This window comes from Citrobacter sp. XT1-2-2 (assembly GCF_023516235.1).
Taxonomy (GTDB): Bacteria; Pseudomonadota; Gammaproteobacteria; order Enterobacterales; family Enterobacteriaceae; genus Citrobacter; species Citrobacter werkmanii.
Genome location: NZ_CP097324.1, coordinates 3,163,169 through 3,183,521, shown reverse-complemented (window position 1 = coordinate 3,183,521; position 20,353 = coordinate 3,163,169). Strand labels below are relative to the sequence as shown.

Below are 20,353 nucleotides of genomic sequence, written 5' to 3'. Positions count from 1 at the left end.
TTAATCCATACAGCAACAGTGCCGGGGCAACCCGGTGCTGTTGTCCGTTTTAGCATCGGGCAGGAAAAGCCTGAAACCTGGAGAGCCGTTTTTGAGCCAGGAATACACTGAAGACAAAGACGTCACATTGACGAAGTTAAGCAGCGGGCGCCGACTTCTGGAAGCGCTACTGATCCTTATTGCCCTTTTTGCCGTCTGGTTGATGGCTGCCTTACTCAGCTTTAACCCTTCGGATCCCAGTTGGTCGCAAACCGCATGGCATGAACCTATCCATAACCTGGGAGGCATTCCCGGTGCATGGCTGGCGGACACGCTGTTCTTTATTTTTGGCGTCATGGCCTACACCATTCCGGTCATTATTGTCGGCGGCTGCTGGTTTGCCTGGCGACACCAGGCCAGCGACGAATACGTCGATTATTTTGCTGTTTCATTGCGCATTATTGGCGTTCTGGCCCTGATCCTCACCTCCTGCGGGCTGGCCGCTATTAACGCCGATGACATCTGGTATTTCGCCTCTGGCGGGGTGATTGGCAGCCTGCTCAGCACTACGCTGCAGCCATTACTGCACAGTAGCGGCGGTACGCTTACGCTTTTGTGCATCTGGGCTGCGGGATTAACGCTGTTTACCGGCTGGTCATGGGTGAGCATTGCGGAAAAACTGGGTGGCTGGTTACTTAATATCCTGACATTTGCCAGCAACCGTACCCGCCGCGACGATACCTGGGTCGATGACGAAGAATATGAAGATGAAGAAGAGTTTGTCGACGCCGCTGATGGTAAACCCCATGAATCGCGTCGGGCTCGAATTCTGCGCGGTGCGTTAGCGCGCCGTAAACGCCTGGCTGAGAAATTTACCAATCCGCTGGGCCGTCATACTGATGCTGCGCTGTTCTCCGGCAAACGCATGGATGATGAAGACGACATTGAATACAGCGCCCGTGGCGTGGTCGCCGATCCGAACGATGTGCTGTTTTCCGGTAATCGGGCAACATTGCCTGAATACGACGAACTCGATCCACTGCTGAACGGTCATTCGGTGACAGAGCCGGTAGCTGCCGCAGCAGCAGCCACAACGGCATCTCAGGCCTGGAGCGCGCCGGTTGATCCGCTGTTGCAAACGTCGCCAGTTACCAGCACCGTTATGGAACAATCGACGCCAGCCGTTGCCTGGCAATCCGCGCCTGGCCCGCAAACCGGTGATGCGGTGATTGCGCCTGCGCCTGAAGGTTATCCGCAGTCAGCCGAATATGCTCAGCCTGCGGTGCAGCAGCCGTATGAGCCATGGCAACAGCCGGTTGCACAGGAGAATCCTCAGCCGGAATATTACGCACCGCAAACGTCTGAACCGGTGTATGCGCAACCCGCCGCGCCGCAGCCGCAGGAATTCACCGCGCAGCAAAACTGGCAGCCGGAACCTGTTTATCAGCCGGAGCCTGAGCCGCAACCGGTCTATCAGCAGGAGCCTGGCTTCCAACAACCTTCCGCGTTCCAGCAACCGGTGGTTGAACAACCTTCTGTAGTGGAACCTGAGCCAGTTGTTGAGGAGACGAAACCCTCTCGTCCACCGCTCTACTATTTTGAAGAAGTCGAAGAGAAACGAGCGCGCGAGCGTGAGCAGTTGGCCGCCTGGTATCAGCCTATTCCAGAACCCGCTCAGGAGCCTGAGCGTGTTAAGCCGTCTATGCCATCTATGCCGACGGCTGCCTCCATTCCGCCCGTTGAGTCTGTTGCTGCCGTTGCGCCGCTGGCTGCCGGGGTGAAAAGCGCCGCTTCTGGGGCAAGTGCCGCTGCCGCAGCACCTGTGTTTAGCCTTGCGGGTAGCGGTGCGCCGCGTCCGCAGGTGAAAGAAGGAATTGGCCCGCAACTGCCGCGCCCGAATCGTGTGCGCGTGCCTACTCGTCGGGAGTTAGCATCGTATGGCATAAAACTGCCGTCACAGCGTATGGCTGAAGAGAAAGCTCGCGAAGAGCAGCTTGATACCAATGCGTACAGCGACGATGAAATTGATGCAATGCAGCAGGATGAGCTGGCACGTCAGTTTGCCCAGTCTCAGCAGCACCGTTATGGCGATGATTATCAGGACGATACCCATCAGACTGATGACGAAGATTTGGCCGCAGAAGCGGAACTGGCTCGCCAGTTTGCCTCGTCCCAGCAGCAGCGCTATTCCGGCGAACAGCCTGCCGGGGCCAATCCGTTCTCGCTTGATGACTTTGAATTTTCGCCAATGAAAACGCTGGTGGATGACGGTCCGCATGAGCCGCTGTTTACGCCAGGCGTGATGCCGGAGCCTGCGCCGCTGCACCAGGAACCAGTCGCACCGCAGCAGCATTACCAGCAGCCGGCACAGCCTGTCGCACCGCAGCAGCATTACCAGCAGCCAGCACAGCCTGTTACACCGCCGCCGCAGGATAGCCTGATCCATCCACTCTTGATGCGTAACGGCGACAGTCGTCCGGTTCAGCGTCCGAGTACGCCGCTGCCATCGTTAGATCTGCTCACACCGCCGCCGAGTGAAGTTGAGCCGATTGATACTTTTGCACTGGAACAAATGGCGCGTCTGGTGGAAGCGCGTCTGGCGGACTTCCGTATTAAAGCTGATGTAGTGAACTACTCTCCAGGGCCGGTCATTACCCGTTTTGAACTAAACCTGGCACCAGGGGTTAAAGCGGCGCGCATTTCCAACCTGTCACGAGATCTGGCGCGTTCGTTGTCGACCGCTGCGGTCCGCGTGGTCGAAGTCATTCCTGGCAAACCGTATGTCGGACTGGAATTACCGAATAAAAAACGTCAAACCGTTTATCTGCGCGAAGTGTTAGATAACGCGAAATTCCGTGATAACTCGTCCCCGTTGACTGTGGTGCTGGGTAAAGATATTGCGGGCGAACCGGTTGTTGCCGATCTGGCTAAAATGCCGCACCTGCTGGTGGCAGGGACTACCGGTTCCGGTAAGTCTGTTGGGGTGAACGCCATGATCCTCAGCATGTTGTATAAGGCGCAGCCAGAAGACGTTCGCTTTATCATGATTGACCCGAAAATGCTGGAGCTGTCGGTTTATGAAGGCATTCCGCATCTGCTGACTGAAGTTGTGACCGACATGAAAGATGCTGCCAACGCTTTGCGCTGGAGCGTCAATGAAATGGAACGTCGCTACAAACTGATGTCGGCGCTCGGCGTACGTAACCTTGCCGGTTATAACGAGAAAATCGCCGAAGCAGCTCGTATGGGACGTCCGATCCCGGACCCGTACTGGAAGCCGGGCGACAGCATGGACGTTCAGCATCCAGTGCTGGAAAAACTGCCGTATATCGTTGTTCTGGTGGATGAATTCGCCGATCTGATGATGACCGTAGGTAAGAAAGTGGAAGAACTGATTGCACGTCTGGCGCAAAAAGCGCGTGCGGCGGGGATCCACCTGGTGCTGGCAACCCAGCGACCATCCGTTGACGTCATTACCGGTCTGATTAAAGCGAATATCCCGACGCGTATTGCCTTTACCGTGTCCAGCAAAATTGACTCGCGTACTATCCTTGATCAGGGCGGCGCGGAATCGCTGCTGGGGATGGGCGATATGCTCTATTCGGCGCCGAACTCGACGATTCCTGTGCGTGTACACGGTGCCTTTGTTCGTGACGAAGAAGTTCATGCGGTGGTTCAGGACTGGAAAGCGCGCGGTCGTCCACAATATGTTGATGGCATTACCTCAGACAGCGAAAGCGAAGGTGGCGCTGGCGGCTTTGATGGTGGCGAAGAGTTAGATCCGTTGTTCGATCAGGCGGTGAACTTTGTTACCCAAAAACGCAAAGCTTCCATCTCCGGTGTTCAACGACAGTTCCGTATCGGCTACAACCGAGCGGCGCGCATCATCGAACAGATGGAAGCGCAGGGAATTGTCAGTGAGCAAGGGCATAATGGTAATCGTGAAGTGTTGGCTCCGCCGCCCTTCGATTGATTGCAAAGTTAAGTAATTCAGTATTATCTACTTTCCTCATGCTGTTTTTTGGCCTGAAATGGATAGCAGAGGGATCTCCCCGTTGGGAGTGACGTATTTTGAGGAATAACGATGAAAAGAATCGCAATCACCTGTGCATTACTGTCGAGCTTTGTAGTGAGCAGCGTCTGGGCTGATGCTGCCAGCGACCTGAAAAGCCGCCTGGATAAAGTCAGTAGCTTCCATGCCAGCTTTACGCAAAAGGTTACGGACGGTAGCGGTGCGGCAGTGCAGGAGGGTCAGGGTGATTTATGGGTTAAACGTCCTAATCTGTTTAACTGGCACATGACGCAGCCTGACGAGAGCATCCTGGTCTCTGATGGTAAAACGCTGTGGTTCTTTAACCCGTTTGTTGAACAAGCTACTGCAACCTGGCTGAAAGACGCCACCGGCAACACGCCGTTCATGTTGATTGCGCGTAACCAGGCCAGCGACTGGCAGCAGTACAACATTAAGCAAAACGGCGATGATTTCGTGCTGACGCCGAAAACCAGCAACGGAAACCTGAAACAGTTTACGATCAATGTTGGGCGTGACGGGACGATCCATCAGTTTAGCGCCGTTGAGCAAGACGATCAGCGCAGCAGCTATCAACTGAAATCGCAGCAGAATGGCGCGATTGAACCATCTAAATTCACCTTTACCCCGCCACAAGGTGTAACGGTTGACGATCAACGTAAGTAGAGGCGTGTGAGTGAGCAATCTGTCGCTCGACTTTTCTGATAATACCTTTCAGCCACTGGCCGCGCGTATGCGGCCAGAAAATTTAGCGCAGTATATCGGCCAGCAGCATCTGCTGGCTACCGGTAAGCCTTTGCCCCGCGCCATTGAGGCCGGGCACCTGCACTCTATGATTTTATGGGGACCGCCGGGAACGGGTAAAACCACCCTTGCCGAAGTTATTGCCCGTTACGCTAACGCCGATGTTGAACGAATTTCGGCGGTCACCTCTGGCGTAAAAGAAATTCGTGAAGCGATTGAGCGTGCGCGTCAGAACCGTAACGCTGGCCGACGCACAATACTGTTTGTGGACGAAGTCCATCGATTTAATAAAAGCCAGCAGGATGCGTTTTTACCGCATATTGAAGACGGTACAATTACGTTTATTGGCGCTACCACCGAAAACCCCTCGTTTGAATTGAATTCGGCGCTGCTGTCGCGGGCACGCGTTTATTTGCTGAAATCGTTAACCACCGACGATATTGAACAGGTGCTGGACCAGGCGATGTCTGACAAAGCGCGTGGCTACGGCGATCAGGATATTGTTCTGCCACAAGAGACGCGTCGGGCGATTGCTGAACTGGTTAATGGTGATGCGCGGCGGGCGCTGAATACGCTGGAAATGATGGCCGATATGGCCGAAGTTGATGATTCCGGCAAGCGCGTATTGAAAGCGGAATTGCTGACCGAAATTGCTGGTGAACGCAGCGCGCGCTTTGATAATAAAGGCGATCGCTTTTACGATCTCATCTCCGCCTTACACAAGTCGGTACGTGGTAGCGCCCCGGATGCGGCGCTCTACTGGTATGCGCGAATCATTACCGCTGGTGGCGATCCGCTGTACGTTGCCCGTCGCTGCCTGGCGATTGCCTCTGAAGATGTGGGCAACGCAGATCCTCGTGCTATGCAGGTGGCGATTTCCGCGTGGGATTGTTTCACTCGCGTGGGACCCGCGGAAGGCGAGCGGGCAATCGCTCAGGCGATCGTCTATCTGGCCTGTGCGCCGAAGAGTAACGCGGTTTACACCGCCTTTAAAGCCGCGCTGGCCGACGCCCGTGAACGTCCGGATTACGACGTTCCCGTTCACCTGCGCAATGCGCCGACTAAGCTGATGAAAGAGATGGGCTACGGTCAGGAGTATCGTTACGCGCATGATGAACCAAATGCCTATGCCGCCGGAGAAGAGTACTTCCCCCAGGAAATGGCACAAACGCGCTATTATCGCCCCACAAACAGAGGTCTTGAAGGCAAGATTGGCGAAAAGCTCGCCTGGCTCGCCGGACAGGATCAAAATAGCCCTATAAAACGCTACCGTTAGTGTTATCGTTGCGGTAATGTTGTCTCTGTATCCCTGTGACCGCAGGCTGTGGTCACTTTTCCCATTTTAATTCGATAAGCACAGGATAAGCATGCTCGATCCCAATCTGCTGCGTAATGAGCCAGACGCAGTCGCAGAAAAACTGGCAAGCCGGGGCTTTAAGCTGGATGTAGATAAGCTGCGCGCTCTTGAAGAGCGTCGTAAAGTTCTGCAGGTACAAACTGAAAACCTGCAGGCAGAGCGTAACTCTCGATCGAAATCCATTGGCCAGGCAAAAGCGCGCGGGGAAGATATCGAGTCTTTACGTCTGGAAGTGAACAAACTGGGCGAAGAGCTGGATGCCGCGAAAGCTGAACTTGATACCTTACAGGCTGAGATCCGCGACATTGCGCTGACCATTCCTAACCTGCCAGCGGATGAAGTTCCGGTGGGTAAAGATGAAAATGACAACGTCGAAGTCAGCCGCTGGGGTACACCGCGTGAGTTTGATTTCGAAGTCCGCGATCATGTTACCCTGGGTGAAATGCACACGGGTCTTGATTTCGCCGCTGCGGTGAAGCTTACCGGCTCTCGTTTCGTGGTCATGAAAGGGCAGATCGCACGTATGCATCGTGCGCTGTCTCAGTTCATGCTGGATCTGCATACCGAACAGCATGGTTACAGCGAAAACTATGTTCCGTATCTGGTTAACCATGACACGCTGTACGGTACCGGGCAACTGCCGAAATTCGCTGGCGATCTGTTCCATACCCGTCCGCTGGACGAAGAAGCTGACAGCAGCAACTACGCGCTGATCCCAACGGCCGAAGTTCCGCTGACTAACCTGGTGCGTGACGAAATCATTGACGAAGATGTGCTGCCGATCAAAATGACCGCGCATACGCCGTGCTTCCGTTCTGAAGCAGGCTCTTACGGTCGTGATACCCGTGGTCTGATCCGTATGCACCAGTTCGATAAAGTTGAGATGGTGCAGATTGTTCGTCCGGAAGATTCAATGGACGCACTGGAAGAGATGACCGGCCACGCTGAGAAGGTTCTTCAACTGCTGGGTCTGCCGTACCGTAAGATCATTTTGTGCACAGGCGACATGGGCTTCGGCGCATGCAAAACCTACGATCTGGAAGTGTGGATCCCAGCGCAGAATACCTATCGCGAAATCTCATCCTGCTCCAACGTGTGGGATTTCCAGGCGCGTCGTATGCAAGCGCGTTGCCGCAGCAAATCCGACAAAAAGACCCGTCTGGTGCATACCCTGAACGGTTCCGGTCTGGCAGTTGGACGTACGCTGGTGGCGGTAATGGAAAACTATCAGCAGGCAGATGGCCGCATTCAGGTTCCGGAAGTATTACGTCCGTACATGAATGGCCTGGAATTCATCGGCTAACCTATCTTTCTATGCTAAAAAGCGCCTCAGGGCGCTTTTTTTATGCCCGTTTGACGTCGGACAATAACCCTTACCTACATAGGAGTAATACTGCCTTCGAATGAAAGTCAGTATCTACCAGTCTGTATAGTGATACTAGCGATATAAAAAAATATATACAACGAGTATTTATTTTTTGTTTATTGTGAGCAGCAGAGTGAGCCCCTATGAAAACTAAGATCCCCGATGCCGTGCTGGCAGCTGAGGTTAGTCGCCGCGGTTTGGTAAAAACGACGGCGATAGGCGGGCTGGCGGTGGCCAGTAGCGCGTTTACCCTGCCATTTACCCGTATTGCAAACGCTGCAGAAGCCATTAATCCCACGCAGCGCAGTGAGAAAGTCATCTGGAGCGCGTGTACGGTGAACTGCGGTAGCCGCTGTCCACTGCGGATGCATGTGGTAGACGGTGAAATAAAATATGTCGAAACCGACAACACAGGTGATGATAACTATGACGGCCTGCACCAGGTGCGTGCTTGTCTGCGTGGTCGCTCCATGCGTCGTCGCGTTTATAATCCCGATCGTCTGAAATACCCGATGAAACGTGTCGGTAAGCGCGGCGAAGGTAAATTTGAGCGCATCAGTTGGGATGAGGCGTACGAGATTATTGCCAGCAACATGCAGCGTCTGATTAAAGACTATGGTAACGAATCTATCTATCTGAACTACGGCACCGGCACGCTGGGTGGCACCCTGACACGCTCCTGGCCGCCGGGTAAAACCCTGGTGGCACGTCTGATGAACTGCTGTGGTGGGTACCTGAATCACTACGGGGACTACTCTTCGGCACAAATCGCTGCCGGGTTGAACTACACCTACGGCGGCTGGGCCGACGGTAACAGCCCGTCCGATATAGAAAACAGCAAGCTGGTGGTGCTGTTCGGTAATAACCCTGGTGAAACCCGTATGAGCGGGGGCGGGGTAACCTACTACCTTGAACAGGCGCGCCAGAAATCCAATGCCCGGATGATTATTATCGATCCCCGATATACCGACACCGGCGCGGGGCGTGAAGATGAATGGATTCCGATCCGTCCTGGTACAGATGCGGCGCTGGTTAATGGTCTGGCGTATGTTCTGATCACCGAAAACCTGGTGGACCAGGCGTTCCTCGACAAATACTGCGTGGGTTACGACGAGAAAACCTTACCGGCCGACGCGCCGAAGAATGGCCACTATAAGGCGTATATTCTTGGGCAGGGGACAGACGGTATTGCCAAGACCCCGGAATGGGCGGCGCAGATTACCGGTATTCCCGCTGACCGTATCATCAAACTGGCGCGTGAAATTGGCAGCGCTAAACCGGCATACATCAGCCAGGGTTGGGGGCCGCAGCGTCATGCTAACGGTGAAATAGCGACCCGCGCTATTTCTATGCTGGCCATTCTGACCGGTAATGTTGGCATCAACGGCGGCAACAGCGGTGCGCGTGAGGGTTCATACAGTCTGCCGTTTGAGCGTATGCCTACGCTGGAAAACCCTGTTGAAACCAGCATCTCAATGTTTATGTGGACGGACGCTATTGAGCGTGGCCCGGAGATGACGGCGCTGCGTGACGGCGTTCGCGGCAAAGATAAGCTTGATGTTCCGATTAAAATGATCTGGAACTATGCTGGTAACTGCCTGATTAACCAGCACTCTGATATTAACCGTACGCACGAAATCCTGCAGGATGAGAAAAAGTGCGAGATGATCGTGGTCATCGACTGCCATATGACCTCCTCGGCGAAATATGCGGATATTTTGCTGCCAGACTGTACTGCTTCCGAACAGATGGACTTCGCGCTGGATGCGTCCTGCGGAAACATGTCCTATGTGATTTTCACCGATCAGGCGATCAAACCACGTTTCGAATGCAAGACTATCTACCAGATGACCAGCGAGCTGGCGAAACGCCTTGGCGTCGAGCAGCAGTTTACCGAAGGTCGTACTCAGGAAGAGTGGATGCGTCATCTGTATGAGCAGTCGCGTAAAGCCATTCCTGAACTGCCTGGGTTTGAAGAGTTCCGCAAACAAGGCATCTTTAAGCAGCGAGATCCTGAAGGGCACCACGTGGCGTACAAAGCGTTCCGTGAGGATCCCAAAGCCAATCCGCTCACCACGCCGTCGGGTAAGATCGAAATTTATTCACAGCAGCTTGCCGAGATCGCGGCAACCTGGGAACTGCCGGAAGGGGATGTGATCGATCCATTACCGATTTATACCCCTGGCTGTGAAAGTTTAGACGATCCGCTGGTGGAGAAATTCCCGCTGCAACTGACCGGCTTCCACTACAAATCTCGCGTTCACTCGACCTATGGCAACGTAGATGTTCTGAAAGCATCCTGCCGCCAGGAAATGTGGATCAATCCGTTGGATGCGCAGCGACGTGGCATTAACAACGGCGACAAGGTACGCATCTTTAACGATCGTGGCGAGGTGCATATCGAAGCGAAAGTGACCCCGCGAATGATGCCCGGCGTGGTGGCATTAGGCGAAGGGGCCTGGTACGACCCGGACACGAAGCGTGTGGATCAGGGCGGCTGTATTAACGTCCTGACGACTCAGCGTCCTTCTCCTCTCGCGAAGGGGAATCCGTCACATACGAACCTTGTTCAGGTTGAAAAGGTGTAAGGAGTAACCGATGACAACCCAGTATGGATTTTTTATTGATTCCAGCCGTTGCACCGGTTGCAAAACCTGCGAACTGGCCTGCAAAGACTTCAAAAATTTAACCCCGGATGTCAGTTTCCGCCGCATTTACGAGTACGCGGGTGGCGACTGGCAAGAAGACAATGGCGTCTGGCATCAAAACGTCTTTGCCTATTACCTCTCTATTGCCTGTAACCACTGTGAAGACCCGGCCTGCACCAAGGTGTGTCCGAGCGGCGCGATGCACAAACGTGAAGATGGCTTTGTCGTCGTGGATGAAGATGTGTGCATTGGCTGTCGGTATTGCCACATGGCCTGTCCTTACGGTGCGCCCCAGTACAATGCTGAAAAAGGACATATGACCAAATGCGATGGCTGCCATGAGCGCGTCGCTGAAGGTAAGAAACCTATCTGCGTTGAGTCCTGCCCACTGCGTGCGCTGGATTTCGGTCCGATTGACGAACTGCGCAAAAAACACGGTACTCTGGCCGCGGTTGCGCCACTACCGGGCGCGCACTTCACCAAACCGAGCATTGTTATCAAACCTAACGCCAATAGCCGCCCGACCGGGGATACCACGGGTTATCTGGCCAATCCGAAGGAGGTGTAAGATGGGAAGTGGATGGCATGAATGGCCGCTGATGATCTTCACGGTCTTCGGACAGTGTGTGGTTGGTGGCTTTATCGTTCTGGCGTTGGCGTTAATGAAAGGGGACTTACGTCCTGAATCACAGCAGCGGGTAATCGCCTGCATGTTCGGGCTGTGGGTACTGATGGGTATTGGCTTTATTGCTTCTATGCTCCATCTGGGCTCGCCGATGCGTGCCTTTAACTCGCTCAATCGCGTAGGCGCTTCTGCGCTGAGCAATGAAATCGCCAGTGGTTCAGTGTTCTTTGCCATTGGCGGCATCGGCTGGCTACTGGCGATGTTGAAAAAAATGCCGCTCGCACTACGCAATCTGTGGTTAGTTGTCACCATGGTGCTGGGCGTCGTTTTTGTCTGGATGATGGTACGTGTGTATAACACCATTGATACCGTGCCGACCTGGTACAGCGTCTGGACGCCGCTGGGTTTCTTCCTGACGCTGTTTATGGGCGGTCCGCTGCTGGGATATCTGCTATTGAGAATTGCCGGTATTGACGGTTGGGCGATGCGTCTGCTGCCTGCCATTTCGGTTCTTGCTCTGGTCATAAGCGCCATTATGTCTGTAATGCAGGGGGCCGAACTGGCGACGATCCACAGTTCGATTCAACAGGCGTCTGCGCTGGTTCCGGATTATGGCTCACTGATGGCCTGGCGGATCGTGGCACTGGCGTTAGCGTTGTGCTGCTGGATTGTACCGCAAGTCAAAGGTTACCAACCCGCAATACCACTGCTTTCCGTCGCGTTTATTCTGTTGATAGTCGGCGAGCTGATTGGTCGTGGCGTGTTCTATGGCCTGCATATGACTGTCGGTATGGCGGTTGCAAGCTAATTCATAATATGCCGGATGGCGGCTCGTGCCTTCTCCGGCCTACAGATCCGTAGGCCTTAACGCGCGCGCCATCAGGCATTATGTTACGCCAGGTTATTCCCCGGTTTTTTATTTCTGTTTCGTTAACGTATCGTAGCTGGTCATCAGATTGCGATAATCCGGAATGTGATTAGAGAACAACGTCGCCAGCCCTTCGATATCGTTACGCCAGTCACGGTGTAGTTCACACGCGACGCCGAACCATGTCATCAATTGCGCGCCAGCCTGCGACATCCGATCCCATGCTGAATGGCGGGTGATTTCGTTAAATGTACCTGAAGCATCAGTGACGACAAAAACGTCAAACCCTTCTTCTATCGCGGAGAGCGCAGGGAAGGCGACACAAACTTCCGTCACGACCCCAGCAATGATCAACTGCTTTTTACCAGTCGCTTTCACCGCCTTCACAAAATCTTCGTTATCCCACGCGTTGATGTTTCCCGGGCGAGCAATATAAGGCGCATCGGGGAATTGAGCTTTCAGTTCCGGTACCAGCGGTCCGTTCGGTCCTGTTTCAAAACTGGTGGTCAGAATAGTCGGGAGCTTGAAGTATTTTGCCAGATCACCCAGGGCAAGCACGTTATTCTTGAATTTATCGGGATCGATATCCCGAACCAGAGAGAGCAAGCCAGCCTGATGATCGACCAGCAATACTGCCGCATTATCTTTATCAAGTCTTACGTAAGGTTTAGTCATGATATTTCTCCTGTTCGGCATCGGTGCGGGAAATTTGATGAGTTTAAGTCTGGAGAAAGAACGGTATCCGGACTGGAAGTATAAATAAGAACTGACTGTTCTATTTCGAAGACAATACCGCTCTGCATCTCGCATAGAGTTTAGTAAGAAATAAAAGTAAGGGGAGTCCATGAAATTTTTCGACTGAACGTAACGTGAGATTTTTGTTTTAGATCAATAAAAACAAGCAGATGTGTTTTTGTATTTTTTATCTATTCACATTAAGAATCAGTAATGCAAATCGATCGTCAGAAAAGCGCCTCAGCCCTTTGATTACGCCGATTGACAATGTTTTTGGCAGTGGCATGATGCGCATGAAATTTGAACTTCCTCACGGTTTTTATTCATGTCCATCTATACCCGTCCCGTCATGCTTCTGCTGTGCGGGCTGCTTCTGTTGACCTTGGCGATCGCCGTGTTAAACACGCTCGTCCCGCTTTGGCTCGCCCATGAAAATCTGCCAACCTGGCAGGTCGGTATGGTGAGTTCGTCCTACTTTACCGGTAATTTGGTAGGGACGTTGCTGACCGGGTATTTAATTAAACGCCTTGGATTTAACCGCAGCTATTACATCGCCTCGTTTATTTTTGCCGCGGGCTGTGTTGGGCTGGGGGTTATGGTTGGATTCTGGAGCTGGATGAGCTGGCGCTTTATTGCCGGCGTTGGCTGCGCCATGATTTGGGTGGTAGTGGAAAGTGCGCTGATGTGCAGCGGGACTTCGCGCAATCGCGGACGTTTGCTTGCCGCCTATATGATGATCTATTACGTGGGGACGTTCTTAGGACAATTGCTGGTCAGTAAGGTATCAACAGAATTGATGAACGTGCTGCCGTGGGTGACGGGAACCATCCTGGCTGGCGTTCTACCGCTGCTCTTTGCGCGCATTGCCAATCAGCAGGGTGATGAACAGCACTCAACCCCTATTGTATCGATGCTGAAGCTGCGACAGGCGCGTCTGGGCGTTAATGGCTGCATTATTTCCGGGATTGTGCTGGGCTCTTTGTACGGCCTGATGCCGCTGTATCTGAACCATCAGGGAGTAAGCAATGCCAGCATTGGTTTCTGGATGGCGGTTCTGGTTAGTGCCGGTATTCTGGGGCAATGGCCGATTGGCCGCCTGGCGGACAAGCTGGGACGCCTGCTGGTCTTACGCGTCCAGGTGTTTGTGGTGATCGTCGGAAGTATTGCTATGCTGAATCAGGCGGCGATGGCCCCCGCATTATTTATGTTGGGTGCGGCAGGTTTTACTCTCTATCCGGTCGCGATGGCCTGGGCCTGTGAAAAGGTGGAACATCATCAACTGGTGGCCATGAATCAGGCTTTGCTATTAAGCTATACCGTTGGCAGTCTGCTTGGCCCTTCGTTTACCGCAATGCTGATGCAGAATTACTCAGATAGCTTGCTGTTTATCATGATTGCCAGCGTATCGTTTATTTATCTACTGATGCTGCTGCGCAAGACGGGCCATACGCCCAATTCTATCGCGCATATTTGACCTGTTTTAACAGAATGCGAACAGGTGTACTTGTTGGCTGGGATTGATTTTCCCGCTGCTGGCGAGAAGAGGGCGTTAAGAAGGCATGAGGTGGGTAACTGGTTTGTTACCCACCTTAAGACTTAATACATCACTTTATGACCATACTGCTCAAGGATGCCTTTCACTCGCTCCATGGTCTCTTTCTTCGGCGGCTTCACACCATCGAGTTTGTACTCTTCGCCCATCGCTACCCATTTGTGTTTGCCCAGTTCGTGGTAAGGTAGCAGCTCGATTTTTTCAACGTTGCCCATATCGCGGGTAAATTCGCCCAGACGGTGCGCGGAGTCGTCATCGTCAGACCAGCCTGGCACTACCACGTAACGGATCCACACTTTAATGTCTTTGTTCGACAGGTAACGAGCAAATTCCAGCGTGCGATGGTTAGACACGCCGACCAGATTCTGGTGGATTTCGTCGTTCATCTGTTTGAGATCGAGCATCACCAGGTCGGTGACTTCCAGCAGTTCATCAATTACCGGATCGTAGCGGCGAACAAAACCGTTGGTGTCCAGGCAGGTGTGAATGCCTTCTTTTTTACAGGCGCGGAACCAGTCACGTACGAACTCAGCTTGCAGGATGGCTTCACCGCCGGATGCCGTCACGCCGCCACCGGAGGCGTTCATAAAGTGGCGATAAGTCACCACCTCTTTCATTAATTCGTCGACAGTGACTTCTTTACCGCCGTGCGTATCCCATGTGTCACGGTTATGGCAATACAGGCAGCGCATCAGGCAGCCCTGGAAGAAGGTAATAAAACGGATGCCCGGGCCGTCTACAGTGCCACAGGATTCAAAGGAGTGAATGCGACCAATAACTGACATTGCGGTGTTTCTCCAGATGTGGCCCATCCGGGGCCTGTGTTAGTGCACAGTTATTAACTGTGTCGAGTCTGTTTTGGCTGCTATCCATAAGTATAGATAGCTGACAAAGCAGGCTATTAAAAAGGCCCCACTTACGTGGAGCCTTTATTGTACGCTTTTTAAAGTACGATTTCAGTCAAAACCAATTACATGGTCTGAGTGAAGGTACGAGTAATAACGTCCTGCTGCTGTTCTTTAGTCAGGGAGTTAAAACGTACTGCGTAGCCAGAAACGCGGATGGTCAGCTGCGGATATTTTTCCGGATGTTCCATCGCATCCAGCAGCATTTCACGGTTCATGACGTTCACGTTCAGGTGCTGACCACCTTCGATGGACGCTTCGTGGTGGAAGTAACCATCCATCAGACCAGCCAGGTTAGTCTTACGAACTTCGTCGTCTTTACCCAGTGCGTTCGGAACGATAGAGAAGGTATAAGAGATACCATCTTTAGCGTAAGCAAACGGCAGTTTAGCTACGGAGGTCAGAGAGGCAACAGCACCTTTCTGGTCACGACCGTGCATTGGGTTAGCACCCGGTCCGAACGGCGCGCCAGCACGACGACCGTCTGGGGTGTTACCCGTTTTCTTACCATAAACCACGTTAGAGGTGATGGTCAGAACAGACTGAGTCGGGATAGCGTTACGGTAAGTAGTCAGTTTCTGAATTTTCTTCATGAAACGTTCTACCAGGTCAACCGCCATGTCATCTACACGAGAGTCGTTGTTACCAAACTGCGGGTATTCGCCTTCGATTTCGAAGTCGATAGCCAGACCGTCTTCGTCACGAATCGGTTTAACTTTCGCATATTTGATTGCAGACAGGGAGTCAGCAGCAACGGACAGACCAGCGATACCACACGCCATGGTGCGGATAACGTCACGGTCGTGCAGCGCCATCAGAGAGGCTTCGTAGCTGTATTTGTCGTGCATGTAGTGGATAACGTTCAGCGCGGTGACGTACTGCTTCGCCAGCCAGTCCATGAAGTGATCCATGCGGTCCATCACTTCGTCGAAGTTCAGAACGTCGCCTTTGATCGGTTCAGATTTAGGACCAACCTGCATTTTCAGTTTTTCATCAACGCCGCCGTTGATTGCGTACAGCATGGTTTTCGCCAGGTTTGCACGCGCACCGAAGAACTGCATTTGTTTACCAACAACCATCGGGCTTACGCAGCAAGCGATAGCGTAGTCGTCGTTGTTGAAGTCCGGACGCATCAGGTCATCGTTCTCGTACTGCAGAGAAGAGGTGTCGATGGACACTTTAGCGGCGAATTTCTTGAAGTTCAGAGGCAGTTTTTCAGACCACAGAACGGTAATGTTCGGTTCCGGAGAAGGACCCATGGTGTACAGGGTGTTCAGGAAGCGGAAGCTGTTTTTGGTAACCAGAGTACGGCCATCAACGCCCATACCACCGATAGATTCAGTTGCCCAAATCGGGTCACCGGAGAACAGTTCATCATATTCCGGAGTACGCAGGAAGCGAACCATACGCAGTTTCATGACCAGGTGGTCAATCATTTCCTGAGCGTCTTGTTCAGTGATTTTGCCTGCTTTGATATCACGTTCGATGTATGCATCCAGGAAGGTGGATACACGACCGAAGGACATTGCTGCGCCGTTCTGAGATTTAACCGCGGCCAGGTAGCCGAAGTAAGTCCACTGGATAGCTTCCTGAGCGTTGGTAGCCGGACCAGAGATATCGCAGCCATATTTCGCTGCCATTTCTTTGATCTGACCCAGGGCGCGGTGCTGTTCAGCGATTTCTTCACGCAGACGGATAGTCGCTTCCAGGTTTACGCCGTTTTCCAGGTCAGACTGCAGGGAAACAAACTGCGCGTATTTGTCTTTCATCAGGAAGTCGATACCGTACAGCGCAACGCGACGGTAGTCACCGATGATACGGCCACGGCCATACGCATCTGGCAGACCAGTCAGAACACCGGATTTACGGCAGTTCAGAATGTCTTTGGTATAAACATCGAATACGCCCTGGTTGTGGGTTTTACGGTATTCGGTGAAGATTTTTTTCAGCATCGGATCCAGTTCGCGATTGTACGCTTTGCAGGAACCTTCAACCATTTTGATGCCGCCGAACGGAATGATCGCACGTTTCAGCGGAGCTTCAGTCTGCAGACCAACAATTTTCTCCAGCGCTTTGTTGATGTAACCAGCGTCGTGAGAAGTGATGGTAGAAGCAACGGAGGTGTCAAAGTCAACAGGCGCGTGAGTGCGGTTTTCCTGTTTAACGCCTTCCATTACGCTGTCCCACAGCTTGGTGGTCGCGTCAGTAGCGCCAGCCAGGAAGGACTCGTCACCCTCATACGGAGTGTAGTTTTTTTGAATGAAGTCACGTACGTTTACTTCATTCTGCCAGTCACCTTTGGTAAAACCTTCCCAGGCTGTGGCTAACTTTTCATTAAGCTCGGACATGTAACACCTACCTTCTTAAGTGGATTTTTTATTTACTGCGTGTAATGGGCATCAACAAATTAATGATGATCGTTACCACGCAGGTAAATGACCCAGTATGTCAACCCGACCAACAAACCGCCGCCGATAATATTACCGATCGTAACCGGAATCAGGTTATCGGTGATGAAATTCATCACGGTCAGGTGAGAAAAATTCTCCGGAGAAGAACCGACAGCGGTCCAGAATTCCGGGGTGGCGAAATCGCGTATTACAATACCCATAGGGATCATAAACATGTTTGCGATACTGTGCTCAAAACCGCTGGCAACAAACATTGCGACCGGTAATACCATGATAAACGCTTTGTCCATCAGGCTGCGACCTGAGTAGCTCATCCATACGGCCAGACACACCATCAGGTTAGCCAGGATACCGAGGCTTACCGCCTCAACAAAAGTATGGTGTACTTTGTGGTCGGCTGTTTGCAGGACGTTGAGTCCCCACGCGCCGTTGGCGGTCATATACTCGCCGGAAAGCCACATAAGTAACACGAAGATCAGGGCGCCAATCAGGTTGCCGACATAAACGTTAAGCCAGTTTTTAGCCAACTGTCCCCAGGTAATACGACCACTGGCTTTAGCAACAACAATCAGTACGGTTGAGGTGAAGAGGTCTGCACCGCAGATAACACAAAGAATCAACCCCAGGGAAAAGCAGATACCACCTATTAATTTTGCCATGCCGAAGGGCATAGTACCGGTACCGGTAGTGGCGGTGATATAGAAAACAAAGGCAATTGAAATGAATACACCGGCAGTAATTGCCAGATAGAACGTCTTAAGCGGATGTTTCGTTGCTTTATAGACGCCTGCTTCTTCGGCAACTTTGGCCATTGCAGCAGGAAGTAAAAGATCAAAAGGGTTGTCAGCTTTCACACTAACTCTCTCTTTATTAAGTCGGCGACGAGATACTAACAAAGCATTATAGATGAGAATTTGATATAGATCATATCTCGCCTGGCTTATAGGCCCGCAAGACGCATGGTTTTTATGCAAATGCGGAGTAACTTATTGATTATCCATGTAAAAATAAATTTTAAAAATTATAAAGTGAGTTGAATTTTTTCTTTCAGCCTCCTGCTGGACAGTTAATTAATATGGAGTAATTGAGATAAAAAGCCACATTAATAAGCTAATTTTTTTAATATCAACTACTAATATTTAACCTTGCTTTTACATTTATTTTTTGATTTGACCAAAATAAAAAACAGGGCGCTTAAAGCGCCCCGTAATATAGCCCAGACAATACATTTAGCCTACTTAACGCAGGCTGTTTGGCACTATTTTGACCAGTGCGCCGCTTTCGCGCGCTGCAGTTTTTCATAGGCTTTCAGCAGAGACTGATGCGCCGGGAATGCGTGCAGATCGTTGTCTACTGGTTGAAGACCATAAAATGCGGCTTCACCACTCAATGCCGCACTTGCCGCTTCAACCGCATCGGCGCCGTACATGCGGACAAAGGCGTTCAGATATTGCAGCGGCTGACGCTCCTCTTCCTGCGACAATAGCAGCAGCGTTTGCAGGCAACGGTAGTAGTTTGCACGTTCAGCGCTAAAGACGGAGGCGTTGAATTCCATCGTCCATTCTGTCCATACCAGCGCTTGCTCCAGGTCACCACCGGCCAGCGCCAGCATCACTTTAAGCTCGCCAATGCGCAGGGTATACCAACCGTTATCTGCGCCGGTCGCCAGACCAAGCAGTTCGCGTACGCGGGTGAAGTCGTCAAAACCTTCTTCATCCAGTTGTTCGAGCAGATTGAGATAGTCTTCTTTATCCCACTCACTGCCTGGCAGAGAGAGGATCGTTTCGCGCAGATGCGTACCCATTGCGTTGTTGGCTAACCACAGATCTTCAGCCGGGTAGATGTCAGACATCCCCGGAACGATAATGCGGCAGGCGTATACCCCCAGATGTTCGTAGTCGGCGATATACACTTCTTTATCTTCTGCGTTGAAGATGGCCATCAGGGTAGAGAACTCTTCTTCCGTAGTGCCGGAGTAATTCCAGTCAACGAACGGATAATCAGCATCCTGCTTGAACAGATCCCAGGAGATCAGACCGCTGGAATCAATGAAGTGGGTTTCAAGGTTAGTGTGTTCAGCCACTTCTTCATCGTCGAAGGTTGGCGGGGTGAAGACATCAAGATCTTTCAGACCACGACCCTGCAGCAGTTCGGTAACGGTACGCTCCAGCGCAACGCCGAAATCCGGGTGCGCGCCGAAGGACGCAAAGCAGGTACCGTTGGCCGGGTTGAACAGGACAACGCAAATCACTGGGTATTTGCCGCCCAGCGAGCCATCGTAGGCGAAAATCGGGAAACCTTCCGCTTCCAGTGTGGCGATGGACTCCACTACCGCCGGGTAACGCGCCATCACCTCGGCCGGGATTTCCGGTAGGCTGATGCTTTCCGCGATAATGCGGTTCTTCACATAACGTTCAAAGACTTCAGACAGGCCCTGAACGCGCGCTTCGTTAGGCGTGTTACCCGCAGACATACCGTTAGAAACGTACAGATTGCCGATAATATTCATCGGAATATAGACAGTCTGGTTATCAGACTGACGGGTAAACGGCAGGCCGCAGACGCCACGATCTTCATTTCCGGATTGCAGGTCGATAAGCATGCTTCCGGTCAATTCGTTTTCTGGATCGTAAAACGCGCGCAGACGCGCATCCAGCAGACCTTCCGGCACGTCATCGTCTTCCGTCAGCGGGAACCATTTTTCGTTCGGATAATGCACGAACGGGCCGTTGGCGATGGTTTCGCCCAGCCAGAAATCCGCAAAGAAGTAGTTCGTAGACAGACGCTCAAAATATTCGCCCAGCGCGGAGGCCAGCGCCGCTTTTTTCGTCGCACCTTTACCGTTGGTAAAGCACAGCGCGCATTCTTTGTCGCGAATATGCACAGACCAAACGTTAGGCACAGGGTTCAACCAGGAGGCTTCTTCAATCTGAAAACCAAGGTCGAGTAATTTTTGCTGGAAGCGAGCGATGGAGTCTTCCAGAGCGGCATCTTTGCCGGGAATAAATGTTTGCGTCATGAAAATCACTTTTGTCGTACGGAAAGCGCGCAATGATACGGGTTTTCAATGAACGGCGCTATCGCCGCCGGAGCCCAGGCGTAAATAAAACTATTGGCTATGCTTTCACACAGT

The 20,353-nt window shown here is 52.3% G+C and carries 13 protein-coding genes; 8 read left to right on the top strand and 5 right to left on the bottom strand.

Translation table 11 applies throughout. From position 1 onward, the window contains the following. Nucleotides 1–91: 91 nt before the first annotated feature. The 7 genes from M4I31_RS15200 (at nt 92) to M4I31_RS15170 (ending at nt 11,557) form a co-directional block, all read left to right on the top strand. Nucleotides 92–3,952: a DNA translocase FtsK gene (locus M4I31_RS15200; protein ID WP_085049190.1), complete on the top strand. Its 3,861-nt coding sequence runs from the start codon at nt 92–94 to the stop codon at nt 3,950–3,952. Between the two features lie 111 nt (nt 3,953–4,063). After that, nucleotides 4,064–4,675: an outer membrane lipoprotein chaperone LolA gene (gene lolA / locus M4I31_RS15195; RefSeq protein ID WP_085049191.1), complete on the top strand. Its 612-nt coding sequence runs from the start codon at nt 4,064–4,066 to the stop codon at nt 4,673–4,675. 10 nt (nt 4,676–4,685) lie between these two features. Beyond that, nucleotides 4,686–6,029 (top strand): replication-associated recombination protein RarA, encoded by a 1,344-nt coding sequence (rarA, locus tag M4I31_RS15190; RefSeq protein WP_038639284.1) that lies wholly within the window; start codon nt 4,686–4,688, stop codon nt 6,027–6,029. Between the two features lie 91 nt (nt 6,030–6,120). After that, nucleotides 6,121–7,413 (top strand): serine--tRNA ligase, encoded by a 1,293-nt coding sequence (serS, locus tag M4I31_RS15185; protein WP_003035737.1) that lies wholly within the window; start codon nt 6,121–6,123, stop codon nt 7,411–7,413. A 206-nt stretch (nt 7,414–7,619) separates the two neighbouring features. Continuing rightward, a complete protein-coding gene (gene dmsA / locus M4I31_RS15180) occupies nt 7,620–10,064 on the top strand; it encodes a dimethylsulfoxide reductase subunit A (protein ID WP_085049192.1) in 2,445 nt (814 codons plus the stop codon). A gap of 10 nt (nt 10,065–10,074) precedes the next feature. Then, entirely contained in the window at nt 10,075–10,692 is a 618-nt protein-coding gene (locus M4I31_RS15175; protein ID WP_038639290.1) for a DMSO/selenate family reductase complex B subunit, read from the top strand. Between the two features lies 1 nt (nt 10,693). Continuing rightward, nucleotides 10,694–11,557, top strand: a complete 864-nt coding sequence (locus tag M4I31_RS15170; RefSeq protein WP_085049193.1) for a dimethyl sulfoxide reductase anchor subunit family protein — start codon at nt 10,694–10,696, stop codon at nt 11,555–11,557. Between the two features lie 108 nt (nt 11,558–11,665). Here the strand turns inward: M4I31_RS15170 and ycaC are convergent, their stop codons facing one another. Beyond that, nucleotides 11,666–12,292: an isochorismate family cysteine hydrolase YcaC gene (ycaC, locus tag M4I31_RS15165; protein ID WP_016152433.1), complete on the bottom strand. Its 627-nt coding sequence runs from the start codon at nt 12,290–12,292 to the stop codon at nt 11,666–11,668. Between the two features lie 385 nt (nt 12,293–12,677). Between ycaC and M4I31_RS15160 the strand changes: the two genes are divergently transcribed. Continuing rightward, nucleotides 12,678–13,826 (top strand): MFS transporter, encoded by a 1,149-nt coding sequence (locus tag M4I31_RS15160; protein ID WP_085049194.1) that lies wholly within the window; start codon nt 12,678–12,680, stop codon nt 13,824–13,826. A 122-nt stretch (nt 13,827–13,948) separates the two neighbouring features. Here the strand turns inward: M4I31_RS15160 and pflA are convergent, their stop codons facing one another. The 4 genes from pflA to ycaO form a co-directional block, all read right to left on the bottom strand. After that, nucleotides 13,949–14,689, bottom strand: coding sequence for a pyruvate formate lyase 1-activating protein (gene pflA, locus M4I31_RS15155; protein WP_003035751.1), 741 nt, complete (start codon nt 14,687–14,689; stop codon nt 13,949–13,951). A gap of 185 nt (nt 14,690–14,874) precedes the next feature. Further along, complete coding sequence (pflB, locus tag M4I31_RS15150; protein WP_006685273.1) at nt 14,875–17,157, bottom strand: formate C-acetyltransferase; 2,283 nt, start codon at nt 17,155–17,157, stop codon at nt 14,875–14,877. Nucleotides 17,158–17,216: 59 nt separating this feature from the next. Continuing rightward, complete coding sequence (gene focA / locus M4I31_RS15145) at nt 17,217–18,074, bottom strand: formate transporter FocA (RefSeq protein ID WP_032939923.1); 858 nt, start codon at nt 18,072–18,074, stop codon at nt 17,217–17,219. Nucleotides 18,075–18,478: 404 nt separating this feature from the next. Next, nucleotides 18,479–20,239: a 30S ribosomal protein S12 methylthiotransferase accessory factor YcaO gene (gene ycaO / locus M4I31_RS15140; RefSeq protein WP_085049231.1), complete on the bottom strand. Its 1,761-nt coding sequence runs from the start codon at nt 20,237–20,239 to the stop codon at nt 18,479–18,481. Nucleotides 20,240–20,353 lie beyond the last annotated feature (114 nt).